This is a genomic window from Bradyrhizobium sp. AT1, assembly GCF_001590795.1.
GTDB lineage: Bacteria > Pseudomonadota > Alphaproteobacteria > Rhizobiales > Xanthobacteraceae > Bradyrhizobium.
Genome location: NZ_JXDL01000001.1, coordinates 105911 through 128360, shown reverse-complemented (window position 1 = coordinate 128360; position 22450 = coordinate 105911). Strand labels below are relative to the sequence as shown.

The following is a 22450-nucleotide window of genomic DNA, read 5'->3' as shown; positions in this document are numbered from 1 at the left end:
GCATGGTCAAGACTGACATCGCCGATTGTGACCTGCTCGTGATCGGTTCGGGCGCGGGAGGATTGGCCGCGGCCGTCACCGGCGCTTCGCTCGGCCTCAACGTGGTGCTGATCGAGAAGGAAGCGCAGCTCGGCGGCACCACGGCATGGTCCGGCGGCTGGATGTGGATCCCGCGCAATCCGCTGGCACAGGCGGCCGGCATCGTCGAGCCCCCGGAACAACCCAGGCGTTATCTGCGGCACGAGCTCGCCGACGGTTACGATCCTGCTCGCATCGAGATGTTCCTCGCTCAGGGTCCGCGCATGATCGACTTCTTCCAGCGCGAGACCCACCTCGCCTTCATCGACGGCAACCAGATTCCGGATTTCCACGGCAAGAGCCCGGGCGCGGTGACGGGCGGACGATCGGTCTGCGCGGCGCCGTTCGACGGCCGTGAGCTCGGCCCGCGGATTCGCGATCTCCGGCCGCCGCTCGCGGACGTGTCGCCCTTCGGCATGGGGATCGCCTCCGGTGCCGATCTCCGGCACTTTCTGAACGCCCGTTCGTCGCTCGCCTCATTCCTGCACGTCGCGCGGCGGCTGGTGCGGCATTTCCTCGACCTGCTGCGCTTTGGCCGCGGCATGCATCTGGCCAATGGCAACGCGCTGGTGGCGCGGCTCCTCAAATCGGCCGACGAACTCGGCGTGCGGATCATGACGGCGACGCCGGCGCAATCGCTCGCGATGGAAGGATCGCACGTGGTCGGCGCCCGCGTCGGACAGGGTGACACCACCTTCGTCATTCGCGCGCGCCGCGGCGTCGTGCTCGCCTGCGGCGGCTTTCCGCACGACGTCGCACGAAAGGCGGCGCTGTTCGCCCACGCGCCGAGCGGCCGCGAGCACTGGTCTGCGGCGCCGGAGAGCAACACCGGCGACGGCATCCGCCTCGGCGAAACCGTCGGCGGCAGGACGCGCACCGATCTTTCCGACACCGGCGCCTGGGCGCCGGTGTCGCTGGTCCCGCATCAAGACGGCTCGGTCGGCCGTTTCCCGCATCTGATCGAGCGCGCCAAACCGGGTCTGATCATAGTGCGCAAGGATGGACGGCGTTTCACCAATGAGGCCGACTCCTACCACGACGTGATGAAGGCGCTGTTCGCCGTGACGCCCGCCGGCGAGCCCGCGGAAGCCTGGGCGATTTGCGATGCGACCTTCATCGGGCGCTACGGCCTGGGCCGGGTTCGGCCTTCGCCTTTCCCGACACGTCCCTGGCTTCGCAACGGCTACCTCAAGCGCGGCAAAAACGTCGCGGCGCTTGCGCGCGCCTGCGGTATCGCCGTGGCCGGGCTGGAAGCGACGATACAAGACTACAACGGCTCTGCCGCGCGCGGCGAAGATCCTGCCTTCGGCCGCGGCGACACGCCCTACAACCGCGTGCAGGGCGAGGCCGCGCATCAACCCAACCCGTGCGTCGCGCCGGTCCAGGCCGGCCCGTTCTATGCGGTGAAGATCGTCGCCGGCAGCCTCGGTACCTTCGCGGGCCTCGACACCGACGAGCATGCGCGCGTGCTCGATGGCGAGCGCAAGCCGATCGACGGCCTCTATGCCGTCGGCAACGACATGTCGAGCATCATGGCCGGCCGCTACCCGTCCGGCGGCATCACGCTCGGCCCGGCCATGACGTTCGGTTACATCGCCGCGCATCATGCCGGCGGAATTCCGCTTGAGAACAACCGGTCGGCAGCCGCCTGACCGCAGGGAGAAATGACATGCTGTACGAGATCGCAACATTGACGGTGAAGCTCGGCACCGCGGCCAAGGCCGTGGCCGGCATTGGCGAATATGTCGGCGCGGCGGAGAGCAAGGGCACGCTGCTCGGCTGCTGGGCGACCGAGATCGGCGATCTCAACCAGCTCCTGGTGCTGCGCTCCTTCGCCGATGACAGCGAATGGCGCGGCGAGCGCGAGCGCGCGCTACGCACGACAAATCCATTCAACGCGGGAGAGGCCATCACCCAGTTGAGCTTTGACACCTATGCGCCGTTCCCGTTCCTGCCGCCCGTGGCGCCGGGCAAGTACGGTAGCTTCTACGAGATCCGCACCTATCGTCTCAAGCATGGCGGCGTTGCACCCACGATAGCAGCGTGGGCGGCCGCGATGCCGGAACGCGGCAAGCTGTCGCCGCTCTCGATCGCCATGTATGCGCTCGACGGGCCGCCACGCTTCACCCATATCTGGCCATTCGCGAGCCTCGACGCCCGCGCCGCGGTGCGTGCCGACTCCGTCGCCAAGGGCGTCTGGCCGCCGAAGGGTGGACCGGATTGGCTGACCGGCGACATGCGCTCGGTCATCGCGCTGCCGACCGCAATCTCCCCGCTGGCTTGAGGCGATACTCATGCCGCACATCTATTCGCTCGCCTATCTCACCTCGGCGCCGATGGCACCACCGGACGCGCTGGTGCTGGCCGAGAAGCTCGGCTACCAGGCAATTGGCGTTCGCATTGCACCTGCCGCCCCCGGCGGCGACTTCTCACCGCTCGCGACCGACCCCGCCATGCTGCGCGAGACCATCCGCCGCATCGAGGACACTGGCGTCCCGGCGTTCGACGTCGAGATCGCGCGCTTGGGTGCGGATTTCGCGCCGGATCGCTTCGTGTCCTTCCTCGAAACCGCGGGCCGGCTGAAGGCGCGCGCGATCCTTGTCGCCGGCGACGATCCGGACGAAGCACGCCTGACGGAGTCGTTCGCAAAATTCTGCCGCGCGGCGGCGCCTTACGGCCTCACCGCCGATCTCGAATTCATGCCGTGGACCGCAGTGAAGAACGCAAAGGCAGCTATGCGAATCGTGACCAATGCTGGCGAGCCGAACGGCCGCGTGCTGGTCGACGCGCTGCATGCCGCGCGCTCGGCCACCACGCTCGACGACATCGTGAGCGTGCCCCGCGAACTGCTAAGCTATGCCCAGCTCTGCGATGCGCCGGCCGGTATCCCCGCCACCAATGACGAGCTGATCTACACCGCGCGGTGCGCACGACTTCTCCCGGGCGATGGCGACATCGATCTCGTCGGGATCGTCCGCGCATTGCCTGACGATCTTCCGCTGAGCCTCGAGATTCCGAACGATGAGTGGCTCCCCAAGCTCGGCGCCGAGGAATGGGGACGACGCGCGCTGGCAGCGGCACGCCGCATCGTCGCGCGCGCCGCAGACAGTGGAGCGACAAAATGAGCGGTCTCGATCTCTCCGGGCGCATCGCCGTCATTTCCGGCGGCTGCGGCGGCATCGGCCAGGCCGTTCGCTCGCAGCTTGCCGCCTCGGGCGCGAAGGTCGTCATCTGGGACGTCGCAAATGGCGCCGACGAACGGATCGATCTCACCGACGAGGCCGCAGTCAATGACGTGATGACGGGCCTCCTCGCGAGCTTCGGCCGCATCGACATCCTGGTTAATGCTGCGGGAATCACGGGCCCTACGGTCAATATCGAGCAGTACAGCCTTGTCGAATGGCGGCGTGTGCTCGATGTAAACCTGACCAGTACTTTCCTCTGCTGCAAGGCTGCCGTCGCACCGATGCGACGGCAGAACGCGGGACGCATTGTCAACCTGGCCTCGATCGCCGGCAAGGAAGGCAATGCCGGCATGACCGGCTATTCCGCGGCCAAGGCGGGCGTGATCGCGCTGACGAAATCTCTCGGCAAGGAGTTGGCCGGCACGGAAATACGGGTCAATGCCATCGCGCCCGCCGTGATCGCCACCGATCTCGTCAAGCAGATGTCGGACGAAGCCTATCGAAACGTGTTGGCAAAGATCCCGCTCGGACGTGCGGGACGACCGGACGAAGTAGCGGCAATGGTCACCTGGCTCGCCTCCGACGAATGCTCATTTTCGACTGGTGCGGTTTTCGACCTGTCTGGTGGGCGAGCGACGTATTGAGCCTTCTGCCGAAATTCCCTCTCGAAGGGCAGGCTGTCACGGACTGGCGAGCCAGTGAACTAATTGCGACCCGGACGCTACTTTTCACCCTCACTGCGAAGGGCAGCGACATCGACGGCCGCTGGATAGAGATCTCCGTTCGTCACGAGCATCGCCATGTCTAAGTCGACACTTGCCCCTGCCCTAAACGCCCGCATCACTCCAAGACCTGACGGCTCACGCTTGCTGACGCTAGACCTTTCTTGAACTCCCGGTGCACAGGCCACTTCTAACTACTTGAAACACTTGAACCCTCGCTCCAATCAATCATAGGGAAGTTTGAGCCGGGTCTGGTCACTGAAAGCCTGCGAAATCCAAGTCGCAGATCCAACGAACGCTTCGCGCCGACAGCTCCCCCTCCTCCCAAGCAAGCATTCCGAGCAGACCCAGCCTTTCTGCACGCTGCAACTCTCTGCAGTACGCCATCAGCGAATACGCTATGGAATGCCGACCTTCATCGAGGCTGAGCCAAGGCCCACAAGTTCCCGCCGGCATGTTGAAGAAAAGGAGATTTCCTACCCAAGACTACGCCAAGACGCGCAACACCACCCGATCCCCCTACTCCCACTCAATCGTCCCAGGCGGCTTGCTCGTCACGTCATACACCACCCGGTTCACGCCCTTCACCTCGTTGATGATGCGCGTTGCGGTCTCCCCTAAGAACTTCATGTCGAACTGGTAGAAGTCCGCGGTCATGCCGTCGGTCGAGGTGACGGCGCGCAGGCCGACCACATAGTCATAGGTGCGGCCGTCGCCCATGACGCCCACGGTCTTCACCGGGAGCAGCACGGCGAAGGCCTGCCAGATTTCGTCGTAGAGGCCGTGCTTGCGGATCTGGTCGATGTAGACGGCATCGGCCTTGCGCAGGATGTCGAGCTTGTCACGGGTGATGTCGCCGGGGCAGCGGATGGCAAGGCCCGGGCCCGGGAACGGGTGGCGGCCGACGAAGATTTCGGGAAGGCCGAGCTCGCGCCCCAGCTTGCGCACCTCGTCCTTGAACAGTTCGCGCAAGGGCTCGACGAGCTTCATGTTCATGCGCTCGGGGAGCCCGCCGACATTGTGGTGCGACTTGATGGTGACCGAGGGGCCGCCGGTGAAGGAGACGCTCTCGATCACGTCGGGATAGAGCGTTCCTTGCGCGAGGAAGTCGGCGCCGCCGATCTTCTTGGCCTCCTGCTCGAACACCTCGATGAAGAGGCGGCCGATGGTCTTGCGCTTGGCTTCGGGATCGGTGACGCCTTCGAGCTCGCCCAAGAACTGTTTCGAGGCATCCACATGCACGAGCGGGATGTTGTAGTGGTGGCGGAACAGGTCGACCACCGTCTTGGCTTCATCGAGGCGTAGCAAGCCGTGATCGACGAACACGCAGGTGAGCTGGTCGCCGATGGCTTCGTGGATCAACACAGCCGCGACGGCGGAATCGACGCCGCCGGAGAGGCCGCAGATCACCTTGCCCTTGCCGACCTGCGCGCGAATCTTGGCGATCTCCTCCTCGCGGAAGGCGCGCATGGTCCAGTCGCCGGACAGGCCGGCGATCTTGCGGACGAAGTTGCGGATGAGTTTCGCGCCGTCGGGCGTGTGCACCACTTCGGGGTGGAACATCAGGCCGTAATATTTGCGCTTCTCGTCCTGGATGATCGCGAAGGGCGCGTTCGGCGAGGTGCCGGCGACGGAGAAACCCGGCGGCATCTTCGTAATGCGGTCGCCATGGCTCATCCAGACCTGGTTCTTGCTGCCTGACGACCAGACGTCTGCGAACAGCTGGCTCTCGGCCTTGACCTCGACATCGGCGCGGCCGAACTCGCGGTGATGGCCGCCCTCGACGGTGCCGCCGAGTTGGGCTGCCATGGTCATCTGGCCGTAACAGATGCCCATCACGGGCACGCCGGAATCGAAGATGGCTTGCGGCGCGCGGGGCGAACCGGCCTCGTGCACCGATTCAGGGCCGCCGGAGAGGATCACCGCTTTCGGCTTCATCTCGTTGAAGGCGGCTTCGGCCTTGTTGAACGGGACGATCTCGCAATAGACGCCGTCCTCGCGCACGCGACGCGCGATCAGCTGCGTCACCTGGCTGCCGAAGTCGACGATGAGAATCTTGTCGTGCGCCGAGGCCACGGAGGGCGTCGACGCGGAGCGGTCGTTCTGTGCTGCTGTCATGGCCAGCAAATACGCGACGCGCGGGCGAGCCGCAACCGCGCCTGTCGCGCGCCCACATGCTTCTTTGGGCATGGACAAATGGATATAGGTAAGTAATATTGACCTATTATGCCCCGCTTCGAACAGGGCTGATCAGGGAGAACGCCATGTCACAGCATCATGCACCGTCAACGCTGGCCGCACTCGGTCGGACCTGGGTCGAGGCCTGGAACGCGCGCGACCTGGAGCGCGTGCTATCCCTCTACGACGACGCCGTCGTGATGGCCTCGGACCGCATCCCCGCGCTGGGCTTCGACGCCAGCGGCACCGTGCGCGGCAAGGACACGCTGCGGGCGTATTGGGCCAAGGCGCTCGGGCTGTTGCCGGAGCTGCATTTCACGCTGGTCGACCTGTTCGTCAGCCCCGATAGCGTCGTGGTGTTTTATGCGAACGAACGTGGCAAGAAGATCTGCGAATATCTGCGGGTCAACGAGGCCGGGCTGATCGTGCAGGGCTCGGCGAACCATCTGGTGGGGTGACGGAGTCGAGCGTGCTGCTTCCACCGTCATTGCGAGCCCTCGCGACAACGCAATCCAGACTGTCGCCGCGGATGCATCCCTGGATTGCTTCGCTATGCTCGCAATGACGGAGACCGGGGCGACGGCATGAGGTAACGACAACACTGCCGGCTCTCACTTCAGGACTCCCCATGAAACTCCCCGCCTCCCCCTTCACCGTCACCGACTGGAGCAAGATCGAGCCGACCTCGCATCCCGGCGAGCGCGGCGAAGCCACATGGCGCACGCTCAATATCGGTGATCTCCGGGTGCGGATGGTCGAGTATTCGCCGGGCTATCTGGCCGACCATTGGTGCGACCGCGGCCACGTGCTCTACGTGCTGAAGGGCGAGCTCGACAGCGAGCTGCGCGACGGGCGCAAATTCAAGCTCACCGCGGGCATGAGCTACCAAGTCTCGGATTTCGGCGACGCCGCCCACCGGTCCTCGACGACGACCGGCGCCACGCTCTTCATCGTGGACTGACATGCGCCGGCGGTTACTTTGCACCGCAAAATAGAAAAGTCGCGTGAGGTCCCGGGCCACGGGTGGTGCCTTGAACTGGCCCCAAATTCTCGCTATATTGTGATCATCGATACTTGGCCGAACGACTGGGCCGCTTCGCCTCGTTGCTAACGGGCGCGCACGCTTCAGATGACTTCTCCAAACATCGACTGAACAGGGCTATGGGCGCAAGGCTGCGTACCGGTCCACGTGCGTACTCTCTCTAACTAACTAAAGGAAATTCCCATGGCTATGGGCACCGTGAAGTGGTTCAACACCCAAAAGGGTTATGGTTTCATCCAGCCGGACGACGGCCAGAAGGACGTGTTCGTGCACATCAGCGCCGTCGAGCGCGCTGGCCTCTCCTCCCTCAACGAGGGTCAGAAGGTCTCGTTCGACATCGTCGCCGACCGCCGCAGCGGCAAGTCGTCGGCTGACAATCTCCGCGTCGGCTAACGCCCACGCAGCGTTCTGACCACGGACGTACCGGCAGAACGTTAGAGTTGGAAAGCCCCGCGACCGGGATTCGGTCGCGGGGCTTTTTTTGCCCCCGGTCATTCCGGGGCTCGCGAAGCGAGAGCCCGGAATCCATCGAACCGCACACACTGCCGCACGATGGATTCCGGGCTCGCGCTGCGGGCGCCCCGGAATGACGGCGGAGTGAGATCAGGCCGTCTTCTTCAGCACCGACACGAAGAACCCGTCCGTTCCCGTGCGGCGGGGCGTCAACAGCCAGCCCTCGTCCGACTGCAGCGCGGCCTTCCCAAAATCCTCGGCCTTGTCCCACAGCACGCTCGCGGTCTGCTCGGGCGGGACGGCCGTGAACTCGGGATGGCGCGCGACGAACGCCCTCATTTGCTCGCCGTTCTCTTCCGACAGCACCGAGCAGGTGATGTAGGCGATGCGGCCGCCGGCCTTCACCAGCGGCACCGCACGCTCCAGCACCTCGACCTGGTCGCGCAGGCGGATCTCCAGCGCGCCCGGACGCATGCGCCATTTGGCATCGGGATTGCGGCGCCAAGTCCCGGTTCCCGTGCAGGGCGCGTCGATCACGACCAGATCAGCCGAGGCGCGAATGTCGGCCAGTGGATCGGCCTCGCCCTTGGGCGTGCGGACATCGGCGTTGTGGACGCCAGCGCGCGACAGCCGCTCGTAGATCGGCGCCAGTTGGCGCTTGTCGCTGTCGGTCGCGATCAGCCGGCCCTTGCCCTGCATCAGCGCGGCGAGCGCCAGCGTCTTGCCACCGGCGCCGGCGCAGAGGTCGATCACCTGCTCGCCGGGCTTTGCCGCGGTGAACTGGGCCGCAAGCTGCGATCCCTCATCCTGCACCTCGATGGCGCCCTTGATGAAGTCCTCCTCCGCCTGGACGCCGGGGTTGCGCGCATCGGCGGAAAGCTCGATGCGGAGACCCGTTGCCGACCATGGCGTCGGTTTCGCATGAAGATGAGCCAACGACTGCATGACCTTGTCGCGATTGGATTTCAGCGTGTTGACGCGCAGGTCGAGCGGCGCCCGGCTGGCCATCGCGGCCGCTTCGGCGGCGCGGGTATCGCCGAACACTTTGGCAAGGTGGGGATCGAGCCATTCGGGATAATCGCCGGCGATCGCAGCCGGCGCATCCTTCAGGGAGCGCGAGGCGAGCGCGGCCTGCTCGGCCGCGGTCAGCGGCGCCGGCGCAAAGCGGCTGCCGTCGAACAACGCACCCATCGTCGCCGCGTCCATGTTGCGCTCGAGCCGGAGCATGCCGATCAGCCGCGCACGCGCGGTATCAGCGTCCATCAGGAAGGCGCTCGAGGCGTAGCGGCGCAATACGTCCCAGACCAGGCCGGCGATGGCGGCGCGGTCGCCGGAACCAGCAAAGCGGTGCGCGGTGCCCCACTCCTTCAGCGCCTTGGCCGCGGGCACGCGGTCTTTCTCGATGGTGTCGATCAGTTCGATGGCTGCGGACAGCCGGGCAGCGGGGGTCATTTGAATCTTTCAGTGAATCTTGCAGGTCAGGAATTGCGCGCAAGCGTCAGATCAGCAACAGCATCTTCAGCGCGAAGTAGATCCACATCGCCAGCAGCACGAGACAGCCGGCGAGCCAGACCGTGGAGCGGCGGCCGAGATCGTTCGAGGAGACGAACACGCCGGCATGGGCGAACCGCGTCACCACGAACACCCAGGACATCAGCACGATGAAGAGGTCGGCATGGCGGAGCGGGAGCGCCAGCGCGATCAGGACATAGAACAGCACCGGCAGTTCGAACTGGTTGCGGTAGCAATTGGCGATTTGCGTGGCGCCCTTGGGCCAGTTCGGCTCGCCCAGCGCGATGTCGCGAATTTTGGTCTCGCCCGCGACCAGCGTGCGGCGGCGCGCCAGCACCATGCCGATCAGCAGCGCGAAGGTGAGCCCCAGCTGCACGAACACAGGCAGCAGAACCATCTGGATAGACATCGGAACTTTCCCGTAAGGCGGCACACCGCGGACCGTCATTAGCCGCGTCGGCTGGTCCTGACAATCAACGAATTGAACCGGTGTTCCCGCTTCCGCGACCAACTGCCGATCGTTAAAGCAATTTTGCCCCTCGGGCCGCACGGCGAGCCAGCCATGACCACCCTGTCCAGCCTTTGGACCGAATCCGCCGACGGCCAGATCGGTATCCTGATGTCGGCCCTGTCAGGTATCGCGATGGCGCTCGCGGTCGCGCTGGCGATGACGGTCTACTTCCGCTTGAGCTACCGGATGAGTTATTCCCCTTGGCGCGACGTGGTCAGGCATGGCCTCGCCACCCTCGCCGCGCTGATCCTGTTCGCCTTCGCCGCCTACGACATGCGCCATGCTGCGGCGGCCTATCTCGGCCTCAACCCCTCCAAGCCGGCGGTCGAGTTCGAGATCCGCATGCCCCGGGAAACGCTCACGGCGGTGTCCGATACCCAGATCGCGTTGCACACCGACCGCAACCAGACCCTGGCGCTGGTTGGCGGCGTGCAGGAACTCGGTGACGGACGCTCGGTCCTGCGGGGCGCGGTCGCGCTGAGCCAGCGCACCGCCGACCGCGTGCTGGTCGTGAACCTCCCCGGCAAGGGCACGTTCGAATTTCGCCTCCGTCTTGCGGCCGAGCCGCATCGCTCCGAGCAATTCGGTCCCTGGCACCTCGCCGACCGTATCGCCTCACCGCTCGCCGGCTCCGTCGCGCCGCAGGACGCCTACACCATCCGCTACCGCGTGCTTTAAACTTTGTTCGCTGCGATCCATGCCGGCGCCGTGATCGTTCCGACGTGCGAGGCCGGCTAAGCTGATCGCATGCCCGAATTTCGCCTCACCCAGATTTCCGACACCCATCTCGGCCGGCGCTTCCCCGGCCTCGTCAGCAACTTCCATCGCGTTTGCGAGCACATCGATACCAACAGGCCCGATCTCGTCGTCAACAGCGGCGACGTCGCCTTCGACGGGCCGACCAGCCGCGACGATGTCGTCTTCGCCAAAGGCCTGCACGACGCGCTGCCCGTCGCGTGCCGCTACCTTCCCGGCAATCACGACATCGGCGACAATCCGACCGAGATCGGGCCGGCGCCGAAGCCGCCGGTCAGCGAGGCGCACCGCCGGCAATTCTGTGACATTATCGGCGAGGACCATTGGTCGTTCGAGGCCGCTGGCTGGCGCTTCATCGGCCTCAATGCGCTGGTGATGAATTCAGGGCTCGCCTTCGAGGCCGAGCAGTTCGACTGGCTGGCATCCGAGATTGCGCAGACGAGCTGCAAGCCGGTCGCACTGTTCCTGCACAAGCCGGTGTTCCTCGACCTGCCCGACGACCCCGAGACGCCGGAGACCTCCATCCGCTACGTGCCGCAGCCGGTGCGTGCCCGGCTGATCGACATGTTCGCGCATGTCGACCTGCGCCTCATCGCCAGCGGGCATGTGCACCAACGGCGGGACTTCACCTGGCGCCACACCCGCCACGTCTGGGCCCCATCGGCCGGCTTCGTCATCAACGATCAGCGTCAGGACCGGATCGCGATCAAGGAAGTCGGCCTGGTCGAATATCGCTTCCAGCCGGATAGTCTCGAAGTCCGCCACATCAAGGCGGCGGGCCAGCGCGATATCGATATCGAGGAGATCCTCGCCCAGATGGGCGGCGAGCACTAGCACGCTTGGCCGCTCAGGCGACGCTCTTGAGATCCTGCTGGATCGCGGCGAGCAAGGATTGCAGCGCCTCGCTGTTCACGGGCTTCGCCTCAGCCTTCGCGGAGACATTGGCCGGCGATTGGCGGACCGGCTGACCAGCCTTGACCGGACGCTTCGGGAATGGCGGCGGCGGTGCCGGCATCGCGGAGCGCGCAAGGTCGCCCTCGTCCTCGATGTGCACGAACTTGCCGTGGATGACGTCGTCGCGGCGGCCCATGACGAACATCGTCGCCCAATAGCCGGCGGCCAGGAGAATGACGCAGAAAACACTGATCTCTAACATCGCAACACCCAAAATATGCGCGATGATTCAATGCCTTCGCAGGCCCGTCAATGAACAGCCGGTCACACCTGCGGCTTTTGCTGGCAGGTGTGACCATTTGGTGACTCTTTCTTAACTATCCCCACGCGGCGTGTAGCCCTGGAGCCACGGGAGGCCCAGTCCCTGTCGCGCTAGGCCTTATCCGGCCCCACCCGGACCAGCTGCTTGCCGAAATTGGCGCCCTTCAGGAGGCCCATGAAGGCGCCGGGCGCGCTCTCCAGGCCCTCCGTGACGAACTCCTTGTACTTGATCTTGCCGTCGCGAACCCAGGCGGACATGTCGCGCAGGAAGTCGCCATGGCGCGCGGCGAAGTCGGAGACGATGAAGCCGCGGAAGGTCAACCGCTTGGTCAGCGTCGCGCGCATCATGGCGCCCGCCCATTTCGGCGGCCTGGATTCCGTGTCGTTGTAATGCGCGATCAAGCCGCAGACCGGAACGCGCGCGAACGGGTTGAGCAGCGGGAACACCGCCTCGAACACGGCGCCGCCGACATTCTCGAAATAGACGTCGATCCCCTTGGGGCAGGCGTCCTTCAGCTTGGCGGCGAGATCGGGGTCGCGGTGATCGATGCAGGCATCGAAGCCGAGCTCCTTCACCACGTAGTCACACTTGTCCTTGCCGCCGGCAATGCCAACGGCACGCGCGCCCTTGATCTTCGCGATCTGGCCGACCGCCGAGCCGACCGCACCGGAAGCACCGGCGACGACGACGGTCTCGCCCGCTTGCGGCTTGCCGATGTCGAGCAGGCCCGTATACGCGGTCATGCCGGGCATGCCGAGCACGCCGATCGAGGTCGAGATCGGCCCGAGCTTGGGATCGACCTTGATCAGGCCCTTGCCGTTCGAGATCGCATTGGTCTGCCAGCCGGTACGGGCACGAACGATGTCGCCGACCGCGAAATCAGGATTTTTGGACGCGACGACATCGCTGACCGCCTCGCCTTCCATCACGCCGCCGATCGGAACCGGCGCGGCATAGGACGGACCATCGCTCATGCGCCCGCGCATATAGGGATCGAGCGAGAGCCAAATCGTACGCAGCAGAACCTCGCCCGCGCCGGGCGCCGGCACCGCGAATTCCTCCAAGCGGAAATCAGACGGCTTGGGCTCGCCGACGGGACGCGCGGCGAGAACGATGCGTTTGGCTTGGGACATGGTGCTTCCTCCGAATTTTACTTCGGCGTGGACGGAAGCGGAGGCGGCGAGGCGCGTCAACACAAAAGCGGAGGAGGTTGATGGCGTTTCGCCACGCGCATCTCTCGTGTCCCGGACGCGCTGCAGCGCTCTTGCGCTGCTGCGCAGAGCCGGGACCCACATCGCGAAACGCGACAAAGTATAGCGATAGGCCCCGGCTCTGCAGCGCATCACCGACGAGGTGCTGCGCTGCGTCCGGGGCACGAGAGCGAAGTAACTAACCCCCGCCCGGATAGTTCGGGCTCTCGCGCGTGATGGTGACGTCGTGGACGTGGCTTTCGCGCAGGCCTGCGCCGGTGATCCGGACGAACTGGGCCTTGTCGTGCAGCTCCTTCATGTCGCGCGCGCCGACATAGCCCATGGCGGCGCGAAGGCCGCCGGCGAGCTGGTGCATGACATGGCCGACCGCGCCCTTGTAGGGCACCTGGCCCTCGATACCTTCAGGGACGAGCTTCAGCGTGTCCTTGATGTCCTGCTGGAAGTAGCGATCAGCCGAGCCACGCGCCATCGCGCCGACCGAACCCATGCCGCGATAGGCTTTGTAAGAACGGCCCTGCCACAGGAACACTTCGCCGGGAGTTTCGTCGGTGCCGGCGAGCAGCGAGCCGACCATGGCGATGTCGGCACCGGCAGCGAGCGCCTTAGCGAGGTCGCCGGAGAACTTGATGCCGCCGTCGGCGATGACGGGGATGTCGGCCTTCTTCGCCGCTTCCACCGCGTCCATGATCGCGGTGAGCTGGGGCACGCCGACGCCGGCGACGATGCGCGTGGTGCAGATCGAGCCCGGGCCGATGCCGACCTTGATGCAATCCGCGCCCGCGTCGATCAAAGCCTGCGTGCCTTCGGTGGTGGCGACATTGCCGGCCACGACCTGCACCGAATTGGACAGCCGCTTGATGCGGTTCACGGCGTGCAGCACGTGGCGGGAATGGCCGTGCGCGGTGTCGACGACGACGAGATCGACGCCGGCATCGATCAGCCGCTCGGTGCGCTCGAAGCCGGTATCGCCCACGGTGGTGGCGGCGGCGACGCGCAGGCGCCCCTGCGCGTCCTTGCACGCGAGGGGATGAGCGACCGCCTTCTCCATGTCCTTGACGGTGATGAGGCCGACACAGCGATATTGCTCGTCGACCACAAGCAGCTTCTCGATGCGATGCTGATGCAGCATCCGCCGCGCTTCGTCCTGGCTGACATTCTCGCGCACCGTGACGAGGCCTTCATGCGTCATCAGCTCGGAGACTTTTTGCCGGCGGTCGGTGGCAAAGCGGACGTCGCGGTTGGTGAGGATGCCGACCAGCTTGCCGGGCGTGTTCTTGCCGGCGCCGGTGACGACGGGAATGCCGGAGATGCCGTGATCGCTCATCAACTTGAGCGCGTCGTCGAGCGAGGCCTCGGGGCTGATGGTGAGCGGGTTCACCACCATACCCGACTCGAAGCGCTTGACCTGCCGCACCTGGGCGGCCTGCCCTTCGGGATCGAAATTGCGGTGAATGACGCCGAGCCCGCCGGCCTGCGCCATGGCGATGGCCATGCGGGCTTCGGTGACGGTATCCATGGCCGAGGCCATGATCGGGATGTTGAGCGGAATGGCGCGGGTGACGCGGGAGCGGATGTCGACCTCGCCCGGCATCACGTCCGACAGGCCCGGCTTCAGCAGCACGTCGTCGAACGTAAAGGCTTCGCGGATGCCTTGAAGTACCGTGGCCATTTGCCAACTCCTTCCTGCGGCCCTGCCGCAAATGCTAATGGATGAGCGCCGCCCTCGGCGTACCTTGCGGCAACGCCTTGAGAATCGGAGCCCATCGGTGGGGTTGACGCGGGTCGATAGCACGGCCGCGTGACGAATCAAAGCAATTCGGAGCGCCGGCCAGCCATGCACAGGCTTTTTACGCAAATTCGGCGGGGATAGCCCATGCCCCCGCCCACCCGCAGTCATTCCGGGGCGCGACAAAGTCGCGAACTATGGGCGCAATTGCGCACCTGAGCATCCATCCCACAGCGGTCCCGCGGCCCAATGGATTCCGGGCTCGCGCCAAGCGGCGCGCCCCGGAATGACGAGAGAGCGGCCTGCGGCGGCCTCGGAATGACGGACACGGAGGGTCATCCCGTCGTCACGCAGGATTTAGGTGCCATGCGTCGATCCGCAATGGTCGCAGGCGGGCAGCAGTGATAAGCCGCAAGGCACCTCCTCCTTCCGATTTCCCTTACCAATCCGTCATGGTCGACAAGCAACGCATCATTCCGCTGATCGTGGCCACCGCGCTCTTCATGGAAAACATGGACTCGACGGTGATCGCCACCTCGCTGCCGGCGATTGCGGCCGACATCGGCACCAGCCCGCTGACGTTGAAGCTCGCGATCACCTCCTATCTGCTGTCGCTCGCGGTGTTCATCCCGGCGAGCGGCTGGACCGCCGACCGGTTCGGCGCACGGATGGTGTTCGCGATCGCGGTCGGCGTGTTCATGGTGGGCTCGGTCGGCTGCGCGCTGTCGTCCTCGGTCACCGATTTCGTATTCGCGCGCATCCTGCAGGGCATGGGCGGGGCGATGATGACGCCGGTCGGGCGCCTCGTACTGCTGCGATCGGTCGACAAGAGCGCGCTGGTCAACGCCATGGCGTGGGTGACGGTCCCTGCCCTCATAGGTCCGGTGATCGGCCCGCCGCTCGGCGGCTTCATCACCACCTACGCGTCCTGGCACTGGATCTTCCTCATCAACATCCCGATCGGACTGCTCGGCATCTTCATGGCGCTGAAGTTCATCGATCCCATCAAGAGCGAGACCCGGGAGCCGTTCGATCTCTACGGCATGGTGCTCGCGGGTATCGGGCTTGCCGGCATCGCGTTCGGACTCTCCGTTGCCGGACTGAACCTTCTGCCGTGGAGCACGGTCGCCGCGCTGGTCGTGGGCGGCGCGATCTCGATGACGCTGTATGTCCTGCACGCCAGGCGCACGGGTTCGCCGGTGCTGGACTTTTCGCTCCTGAAGCTGCCGACGCTGCGCGCGGCGGTGCTCGGCGGCTTCATGTTCCGGCTCGGCATCGGCGCGCTGCCGTTCCTGCTGCCGCTCCTGATGCAGATCGGCTTCGGGCTGTCGCCGTTCCATTCCGGCCTCGTCACCTTCGCCTCCTCGCTCGGCGCGATGGGCATGAAGACGCTGGCGGCCCGCCTGATCCGCACCTTCGGCTTCCGCAACCTGATGACGGTGAATGCGATCGTCAGCGCCTTCTTCCTCGCGGTGTGCGCGCTGTTCACGGTGACGACGCCGCTGCTCATCATCATGGTCATCCTGGTGGTCGGCGGCTTCTTCCGTTCGCTGGAGTTCACCGCGATCAACACGGTCGCCTATGCCGACGTCGAGACCGCGCAGATGAGCCGGGCCACGACGCTCGTCAGCGTCAACCAGCAGTTGGCGGTCTCGGCCGGCGTTGCCGTCGGCGCAGCCTGCGTGGAGACCACGATGTGGTTGCACCATGTCAGCGAGATCGACGCCACCGTGTTCGCGCCGGCTTTCGTCGTGATCGCGCTGACCTCGGCGGCCTCGAGCTGGTTCTTCTGGCAGATGCCCGCTGATGCCGGCCACGAGATCTCCGGCCGCAAGGCGGTGGAGATCGCAAGCCGCAAGGGCGCGGGCAAGGGTGCAGAAAAGGCGGCGGTCAAGGCGGCGAGCGAGGATACGCAGGACGTGCGGGATCAGCGGCTGGGGTGACGACCTCCTCGGTCATTCCGGAGCGATGCGAAGCATCGAAACCGGAATGACGGCGGCTACCCTGTTCCCTCGCCGCGAAACCCTGTCGCCAGCACGTAACGCTCCGAAGAATCCTGCCGGCTCGCCGCGGGCTTCACATGCCGCACCGTCGCGAAGTCGCGCTTGAGCTGGGCGAGCAGATCGGCGTCGGCGCCGCTCTGGAAGGTTTTTGCCAGAAAGGCGCCGCCCGGCTTGAGCACGTCGCAGGCAAAGGCGGCCGCGGTCTCGACCAGGCCGACGATGCGCAGCTGGTCGGTCTTGCGATGGCCGGTGGTGTTGGCGGCCATGTCGGACATCACGACGTCGGCGCCGCCGCCCAGCATCGCGGTGAGTTTTTCGGGCGCGTCGTTGTCCATGAAATCGAGCTGCGCGAATTCGACGCCGGGAATCTCGGGCATCTCCAGGAGATCGATCGCGACGACCTTGCCCTTGCCCTCCGTCGATCCGACGCGCTTGGCAGCGATCTGGCTCCAGCCGCCGGGTGCCGCGCCGAGGTCGACCACGGCCATGCCGGGCTTGAGAAAGCGAAACTTGTCGTCGATCTCGAGCAGCTTGAATGCCGCGCGCGAGCGATAGCCCGCCGCCTTGGCCTTGACCACATAGGGATCGTTGAGCTGCCGCTCCAGCCAGAGCTTCGACGACAATTTGCGCTTGCCGCCGGTCTTGACCTTGGTCTTGACCTGGACGTGCAAGCGGCCGGTGGTGTCTTTGGCCATCTCACCAGCTCCTGAGCGCGCCGTCCTCACGCATCATCTCGACCAGCATGCCCTCGCGCAGGCCCCGGTCGGCGACGCGCAGGCGCGGCAGCGGAAAGGCGCGGCGGATCGCATCGAGGATGGCGCAGCCGGCGAGCACGAGATCGGCGCGCTCGACGCTGATGCAATTGTTGGCCGCCCGCTCCTCGTAGCTCATGCCGAGCAGCTTGTTGATGGTCGCGGTGATGTCGGAATCGTTCATCCAGATGCTGTCGATGCGGCGGCGGTCGTAGCGCGCGAGGTTGAGGTGGATGCCGGCGAGCGTCGTCACGGTGCCCGACGTGCCGAGCAGGTGCATGTCGGCGAGATCGCCGCCGTGCTCTTGTGCGAACGGGGTGACGTGGTTCGCGACCTCCTGCTCCATCGCAGCGTAGATCTCGGGCGTCACGTCGCGTCCGCCGAACTGCTCGGCGAGCGTGACGACGCCATAAGGGATCGACATCCAGGCCTTGATGCGCGGCTCCGGATTTTCCGGGTCGCGCTCGATCCGCACCAGCTCGGTCGAGCCGCCGCCGATGTCGAACAGGATCGCGCCCCGCCCCCTCGGGTCGACCAGGGGCGAGCAGCCGAGCACCGCGAGGGCGGCCTCGGTCTCGCGGTCGATCACCTCCAGCTCGATGCCGGTCTCGGCCGCGACGCGGCTGCGGAAGCCTTCCGCATTGGAGGCCGCGCGGCAGGCTTCGGTTGCGATCAGCCGCAGCCGGCGCGCTTTCCGCAAGTTGATCTTGTCGCGGCAGATGCTGAGCGCGGCGATGGCGCGCTCGATCGCGGCTTCGCTGATCGAGCCGGTTGCGGAGACACCCTCCCCGAGCCGGATGATGCGCGAGAAGGAATCGACGACGCGAAACCCGTCCTGGGTCGGACAGGCGATCAGCAGCCGGCAATTGTTGGTGCCAAGGTCCAGCGCCGCATAGACGCCGGTTCCCGACGCCTGTGCGCCGACGGCCGGTTCGGTGGCCAACGCCACCGCCGCCATCGACCCATTCAGCTCACCGTGCGGCCCATGTTGGCTTACATGGCCGTCGCGGAGCCGCGTGTGGTCATTCATACAAACTGTCTTTCCGCGGCCGGTCGGGCCGGTCTGGAATTGCTTTTTCGCCTGAAACATTAGCAGCGCGGCGGGTATGCGCAACAACGCATCACATGGGACCATGCCCATTCGTGCGTTGTCGTGAACGGGGTCGTGGGTTATTTCAATGGAGTCCGGTGCCCCGCTGCCGCGAAAATGCGCAAATGCCGGCTTTTCAGGTCAATTCCATGCAAGAACACACCAAATCGTCCACGCTCGAAAACGCTATTGCACTGCAAAAATATGGCGTCGGGCAGCCTGTCCGCCGCAAGGAGGACGACACGCTGGTGCGCGGCAAGGGCCGCTATACCGACGATTTCAACCTGCCCGGCCAGGCCTATGCCGTGGTCGTCCGTTCCACCCATGCCCACGGCATCATCCGCAGCATCGGCATTGATGCCGCCAAGGCATTGCCGGGCGTGCTGGGGGTGTGGACCGGCAAGGATCTCGATGCCGCCGGCTACGGCCCGTTCACCTGCGGCCTGCCGCTGAAGAGCCGCGACGGCTCGCCTCTGCTGCAGACCAACCGTCAGCCGCTCGCGACCGACAAGGTCCGCTTCGTCGGCGATCCCGTCGCCTTCGTGGTGGCCGAGACGCTGGCGCAGGCCCGCGATGCCGCTGAAGCGGTCGAGCTCGACATCGAGCCGCTGCCGGCCGTGACCGACCCGGAGGAAGCCGCCAAGCCCGGCGCGCCGCAGCTTTACGACCACATCCCGAACAATGTCGCGCTCGACTACCATTATGGCGACATGGACAAGGTCAACGCCGCCTTCGCCAGCGCCGCCCATGTCACCAAGCTCGACATCGAGAACACCCGCGTCGCGGTGGTCTCGATGGAGCCGCGCGTCGGCCTTGCCTCCTACGACAAGAAGACCGAGCGCTACACGCTGCAGGTGCCGACGCAGGGCGTCGCCGGCAACCGCGCCAACCTCGCCAAGAACCTGAAAGTACCGAACGAGAAGGTGCGCATCCTCACCGCCAATGTCGGCGGCTCCTTCGGCATGAAGAACATCAACTACCCCGAATACATGTGCATCCTGTACGCGGCGAAGACGCTGGGACGGCCGGTGAAGTGGCTCGACGAGCGCTCGACCGCCTTCCTCTCCGACAGCCATGGCCGCGCGCAGAAGATCCACGCCGAGCTCGCACTCGACGCCGAGGGGCATTTCCTCGCGGCCAAGCTCGAAGGCTACGGCAATCTGGGCGCCTATATCACCGGCGTTGCGCCGGGACCGCTGTCGCTCAACACCGGCAAGAATTTCTCCAGCGTCTACCGCACGCCGCTGATGGGCGTCGACATCAAGGTGGTGCTGACCAACACCACGCTGATGGGCGCCTATCGCGGCGCCGGCCGGCCCGAGGCGAACTATTACATGGAGCGGCTGATCGACCGCGCCGCCGACGAGATGGGCATCAACCGGCTGACCCTGCGCAAGCGCAACTTCATCAAGCCGAACCAGATCCCGTTCGCGGCCTCCTCCGGCGTCACCTATGACAGCGGCGACTTCCAGGCCGTGTTCAACAAGGCGCTGGAAATCTCCGACCACGAGAACTTCGCCAAGCGCAAGAAGGAGAGCAAGAAGGCCGGCAAGCTGCGTGGCATCGCGGTCGGGTCCTATCTCGAGGTCACCGCGCCGCCGAGCCCCGAACTCGGCAAGATCGTGTTCGAGCCTGATGGCACCGTGCAGCTGATCACTGGCACGCTCGATTACGGCCAGGGCCATGCCACCCCGTTCGCGCAGGTGCTGAGCGCGCAGCTCGGCGTTCCCTTCGACAGCATCAAGCTGGTGCAAGGCGACAGCGACATCGTCCACAGCGGTAACGGCACCGGCGGCTCGCGCTCGATCACCGCAACCGGCCAGGCCATCGTGGGCGCCGCCAAGCTCGTCATCGAGAAGGGCAAGCGCGCCGCGGCACACATGCTCGAGGCGTCCGAAGCCGACATCGAATTCGAAGGCGGCAACTTCACCATCGCCGGCACCGATCGCAGCATCGACATCATGGAGCTCGCCAAGCGCTTGCATGACGGCAAGACGCCGGAGGGCGTGCCCGACAGTCTCGACGTCGATCATACCAGCGAGCCGGTCGCCTCGGCCTTCCCGAACGGCTGCCACGTCGCCGAAGTCGAGATCGATCCGGAGACCGGCGTGGTGCAGATCGTGCGCTACAGCGCGGTCAACGATTTCGGCACGGTGATCAACCCGCTGCTGGTCGCCGGCCAGCTCCATGGCGGCGTCGTGCAGGGCATCGGCCAGGCGCTGATGGAGCACATCCGCTACGACGAGAGCGGCCAGCCGATCACGGGCTCGCTGATGGACTACGCCCTGCCGCGCGCCGAGGACGTGCCCAACATGACGGTCGGCGATCACCCCGTGCCCGCCACGACCAATCCGCTCGGCAGCAAGGGCTGCGGCGAAGCCGGCTGCGCCGGCAGCCTGTCGACGGTGGTGAACGCCGTGCTCGATGCGCTCTCGGATTACGGCATCAAGCACATCGACATGCCGCTGACCCCGGAGCGCGTGTGGCGGGCGATCCAGGACGCGAAGGCCAAGGCGGCGTAAGGAGCAGATCTTCCCGTCCGGCACGATACCATTGGCAGTGGCGGCATGCTGCGGCGACTGAAGGTCCTCTTCCATTATCTCCGCGCGGACGCAGCGATGCGGCGCGATCAGTTCGATCGCGCCGCCGAACGGCTGAGCAAGGTGCTGGAGCTCGAGCCCGGCAATCCCTTCGCCCATCACGACCGGGGCGTGGCGCAGCAGGGACTGGGTGACTACCGCGGCTCACTCGCCGACTTCGACAGGGCCATCGCCGTCGCTCCCCGCATGGCGGCCGCCTACAGTAGTCGCGGCATTTCCTGGAAGTTCCTCGGAGATTTCGATCGCGCCATTTCGGATCAGCTCGCGGCCATCGCACTGTCCCCGCATCTTGCAGATGCCCATACCGAGCTTGGGACCGCCTATTTCTGCAAGCACGATTTCGATGACGCCGTCCGCAGCCTGACGGCCGCGATCGATCTGGCGCCAAAGAACCTCGATTGCCTCAAACAACGCGGCATAGCCCTCTTCTGCCGTGGAGACTTCAAGGCCGCGATCGCCGACCTGCAGCGCGCCTTCGAGAGCGCGAACGACACTTACGCCCTCCTGTTTCTGCATCTTGCGCGCGCCAGGGCGGGTCAGAGTTGGGCCGCGGCGCTGGAGACGGATGCGGCGAAGATCAAAACCTGGCACTGGCCCTCCGCCGCGGTTGGCTTCTACCTGGATCGGCTCGCGGCCGACACGATGCTCGCGGTCACCACCACACCGGACGAGGCGGGCGAAGCGCAATTCTATCTCGGACAGTGGCATCTGCTCCAGGGGGAGCAGGCCGCGGCGAGGAAGGCGCTCGAGGCGGCTGCCGCAGCATGCCCGCCATGGTTCAACGAGCACGTCGCCGCGTTGGCGGAGCTGCGACGGCTGGGCTAGAGGGACGACGGCCTGGCGAGACACCCGCTGGGCCGCACCTGCATCGCGTCCACCCACAACTGTCATCGCCCGGATTGACCGGGCGCTCCAGTATTCCAGAGGCGTTAGTGATTGACCCGAGAAGCGGCGGCGTACTGGATTCCCCGCCTTCGCGGGGAATGACACAGTCTTTGAGGTGACGGGCTCGTCCCTGCCCTACGCCGCCGCCTGCTCGCGCGGCTGGTAGATCGCGGTGTGCTGGCAATGCGCCAGCGCGGTGGTGCCGTTGGCGACGACGAGCGCGTCGAGCTCGACGAAGCGGTGGCCCTTCTTCTCGTAGTTCGCGGTAACCTTGGCCCGCGCGGTGATCTCGTCGCCAGCGCGTGCTGCTGACAGCAGCTGCATGCGGCTGCCGACATGGATCCACGGGCCCAGGATGGTGTTGTCGACCAGCACGCGGTTCATCACACGCTGGATCAGGCCGGGATGGCCGAGCCCCTCGCTTGCAAAGATCGGATCGGTCTCCCTGATGTCGGCGAGATAGTCGGCCGCGTCCTGCCCGGCCCAGCGGCGTGGCGTCGTGCTGAGCCATTTGCCCATTTCAAACGTCG

21 protein-coding genes are annotated in these 22450 nt (G+C 65.6%); 12 read left to right on the top strand and 9 right to left on the bottom strand.

Features of this window, described 5'->3' with window-relative positions:
- Positions 1 to 2: 2 nt before the first annotated feature.
- From SE92_RS00580 to SE92_RS00565, 4 genes are read left to right on the top strand one after another with little or no spacing between them, the layout of a single operon-like run.
- Positions 3 to 1730 (top strand): FAD-dependent oxidoreductase, encoded by a 1728-nt coding sequence (locus SE92_RS00580; RefSeq protein ID WP_063193996.1) that lies wholly within the window; start codon positions 3 to 5, stop codon positions 1728 to 1730.
- Between the two features lie 17 nt (positions 1731 to 1747).
- Positions 1748 to 2362 carry an NIPSNAP family protein gene (locus SE92_RS00575; protein WP_063193995.1) on the top strand — a complete coding sequence of 205 codons (615 nt, stop codon included), beginning with the start codon at positions 1748 to 1750 and terminating at the stop codon, positions 2360 to 2362.
- A gap of 10 nt (positions 2363 to 2372) precedes the next feature.
- Positions 2373 to 3203 (top strand): sugar phosphate isomerase/epimerase family protein, encoded by an 831-nt coding sequence (locus SE92_RS00570; RefSeq protein WP_063193994.1) that lies wholly within the window; start codon positions 2373 to 2375, stop codon positions 3201 to 3203.
- Entirely contained in the window at positions 3200 to 3907 is a 708-nt protein-coding gene (locus SE92_RS00565) for an SDR family oxidoreductase (protein ID WP_063193993.1), read from the top strand. The genes SE92_RS00570 and SE92_RS00565 overlap by 4 nt, the downstream gene beginning before the upstream one ends.
- 597 nt (positions 3908 to 4504) lie before the next feature.
- Here SE92_RS00565 and guaA read toward each other — a convergent pair.
- Entirely contained in the window at positions 4505 to 6103 is a 1599-nt protein-coding gene (guaA, locus tag SE92_RS00560) for a glutamine-hydrolyzing GMP synthase (RefSeq protein WP_063193992.1), read from the bottom strand.
- Between the two features lie 146 nt (positions 6104 to 6249).
- Between guaA and SE92_RS00555 the strand changes: the two genes are divergently transcribed.
- The 3 genes from SE92_RS00555 to SE92_RS00545 all read left to right on the top strand — a co-directional run bounded on the left by SE92_RS00555 (position 6250) and on the right by SE92_RS00545 (position 7598).
- On the top strand, positions 6250 to 6621 hold the full coding sequence (locus tag SE92_RS00555; protein WP_063193991.1) for a nuclear transport factor 2 family protein: 372 nt from the start codon (positions 6250 to 6252) through the stop codon (positions 6619 to 6621).
- Between the two features lie 170 nt (positions 6622 to 6791).
- Positions 6792 to 7124 (top strand): DHCW motif cupin fold protein, encoded by a 333-nt coding sequence (locus tag SE92_RS00550; protein WP_063193990.1) that lies wholly within the window; start codon positions 6792 to 6794, stop codon positions 7122 to 7124.
- A 264-nt stretch (positions 7125 to 7388) separates the two neighbouring features.
- Complete coding sequence (locus SE92_RS00545) at positions 7389 to 7598, top strand: cold-shock protein (RefSeq protein ID WP_008141931.1); 210 nt, start codon at positions 7389 to 7391, stop codon at positions 7596 to 7598.
- Positions 7599 to 7808: 210 nt separating this feature from the next.
- On the opposite strand, the gene SE92_RS00540 is transcribed toward SE92_RS00545, so the two are convergent.
- Together SE92_RS00540 and SE92_RS00535 are read right to left on the bottom strand one after the other, a co-directional pair.
- Positions 7809 to 9110, bottom strand: coding sequence for an RsmB/NOP family class I SAM-dependent RNA methyltransferase (locus SE92_RS00540; protein ID WP_063193989.1), 1302 nt, complete (start codon positions 9108 to 9110; stop codon positions 7809 to 7811).
- Positions 9111 to 9156: 46 nt separating this feature from the next.
- Positions 9157 to 9579, bottom strand: a complete 423-nt coding sequence (locus tag SE92_RS00535; protein ID WP_063193988.1) for an MAPEG family protein — start codon at positions 9577 to 9579, stop codon at positions 9157 to 9159.
- 153 nt (positions 9580 to 9732) lie between these two features.
- Between SE92_RS00535 and SE92_RS00530 the strand changes: the two genes are divergently transcribed.
- Entirely contained in the window at positions 9733 to 10359 is a 627-nt protein-coding gene (locus SE92_RS00530) for a hypothetical protein (protein WP_063193987.1), read from the top strand.
- 69 nt (positions 10360 to 10428) lie between these two features.
- Entirely contained in the window at positions 10429 to 11271 is an 843-nt protein-coding gene (locus SE92_RS00525; protein WP_063193986.1) for a metallophosphoesterase family protein, read from the top strand.
- A 13-nt stretch (positions 11272 to 11284) separates the two neighbouring features.
- Here SE92_RS00525 and SE92_RS00520 read toward each other — a convergent pair whose 3' ends face one another.
- The 3 genes from SE92_RS00520 to guaB all read right to left on the bottom strand — a co-directional run bounded on the left by SE92_RS00520 (position 11285) and on the right by guaB (position 14533).
- A complete protein-coding gene (locus tag SE92_RS00520; RefSeq protein WP_063193985.1) occupies positions 11285 to 11593 on the bottom strand; it encodes a hypothetical protein in 309 nt (102 codons plus the stop codon).
- 170 nt (positions 11594 to 11763) lie between these two features.
- On the bottom strand, positions 11764 to 12786 hold the full coding sequence (gene curA, locus SE92_RS00515) for an NADPH-dependent curcumin/dihydrocurcumin reductase (protein WP_063193984.1): 1023 nt from the start codon (positions 12784 to 12786) through the stop codon (positions 11764 to 11766).
- Between the two features lie 256 nt (positions 12787 to 13042).
- The gene (gene guaB / locus SE92_RS00510; protein WP_063193983.1) at positions 13043 to 14533 is read right to left on the bottom strand and encodes an IMP dehydrogenase; all 1491 of its coding nucleotides are present in this window, start codon (positions 14531 to 14533) and stop codon (positions 13043 to 13045) included.
- 509 nt (positions 14534 to 15042) lie between these two features.
- Here guaB and SE92_RS00505 point away from each other — a divergent pair.
- Positions 15043 to 16533, top strand: a complete 1491-nt coding sequence (locus tag SE92_RS00505; protein ID WP_063193982.1) for a DHA2 family efflux MFS transporter permease subunit — start codon at positions 15043 to 15045, stop codon at positions 16531 to 16533.
- Between the two features lie 56 nt (positions 16534 to 16589).
- On the opposite strand, the gene SE92_RS00500 is transcribed toward SE92_RS00505, so the two are convergent.
- The gene (locus SE92_RS00500; RefSeq protein ID WP_063193981.1) at positions 16590 to 17288 is read right to left on the bottom strand and encodes an RlmE family RNA methyltransferase; all 699 of its coding nucleotides are present in this window, start codon (positions 17286 to 17288) and stop codon (positions 16590 to 16592) included.
- 1 nt (position 17289) lies between these two features.
- Positions 17290 to 18375 (bottom strand): Ppx/GppA phosphatase family protein, encoded by a 1086-nt coding sequence (locus SE92_RS00495; protein WP_063203266.1) that lies wholly within the window; start codon positions 18373 to 18375, stop codon positions 17290 to 17292.
- A gap of 209 nt (positions 18376 to 18584) precedes the next feature.
- On the opposite strand from SE92_RS00495, the gene SE92_RS00490 reads away from it, so the two are divergent.
- Together SE92_RS00490 and SE92_RS00485 are read left to right on the top strand one after the other, a co-directional pair.
- Positions 18585 to 20957: a xanthine dehydrogenase family protein molybdopterin-binding subunit gene (locus tag SE92_RS00490; RefSeq protein ID WP_063203265.1), complete on the top strand. Its 2373-nt coding sequence runs from the start codon at positions 18585 to 18587 to the stop codon at positions 20955 to 20957.
- Between the two features lie 45 nt (positions 20958 to 21002).
- Complete coding sequence (locus SE92_RS00485) at positions 21003 to 21860, top strand: tetratricopeptide repeat protein (RefSeq protein ID WP_063193980.1); 858 nt, start codon at positions 21003 to 21005, stop codon at positions 21858 to 21860.
- A gap of 195 nt (positions 21861 to 22055) precedes the next feature.
- On the opposite strand, the gene SE92_RS00480 is transcribed toward SE92_RS00485, so the two are convergent.
- On the bottom strand, positions 22056 to 22450 hold a 395-nt coding region (locus SE92_RS00480), incomplete at its 5' end, for a hotdog family protein (RefSeq protein WP_502686744.1).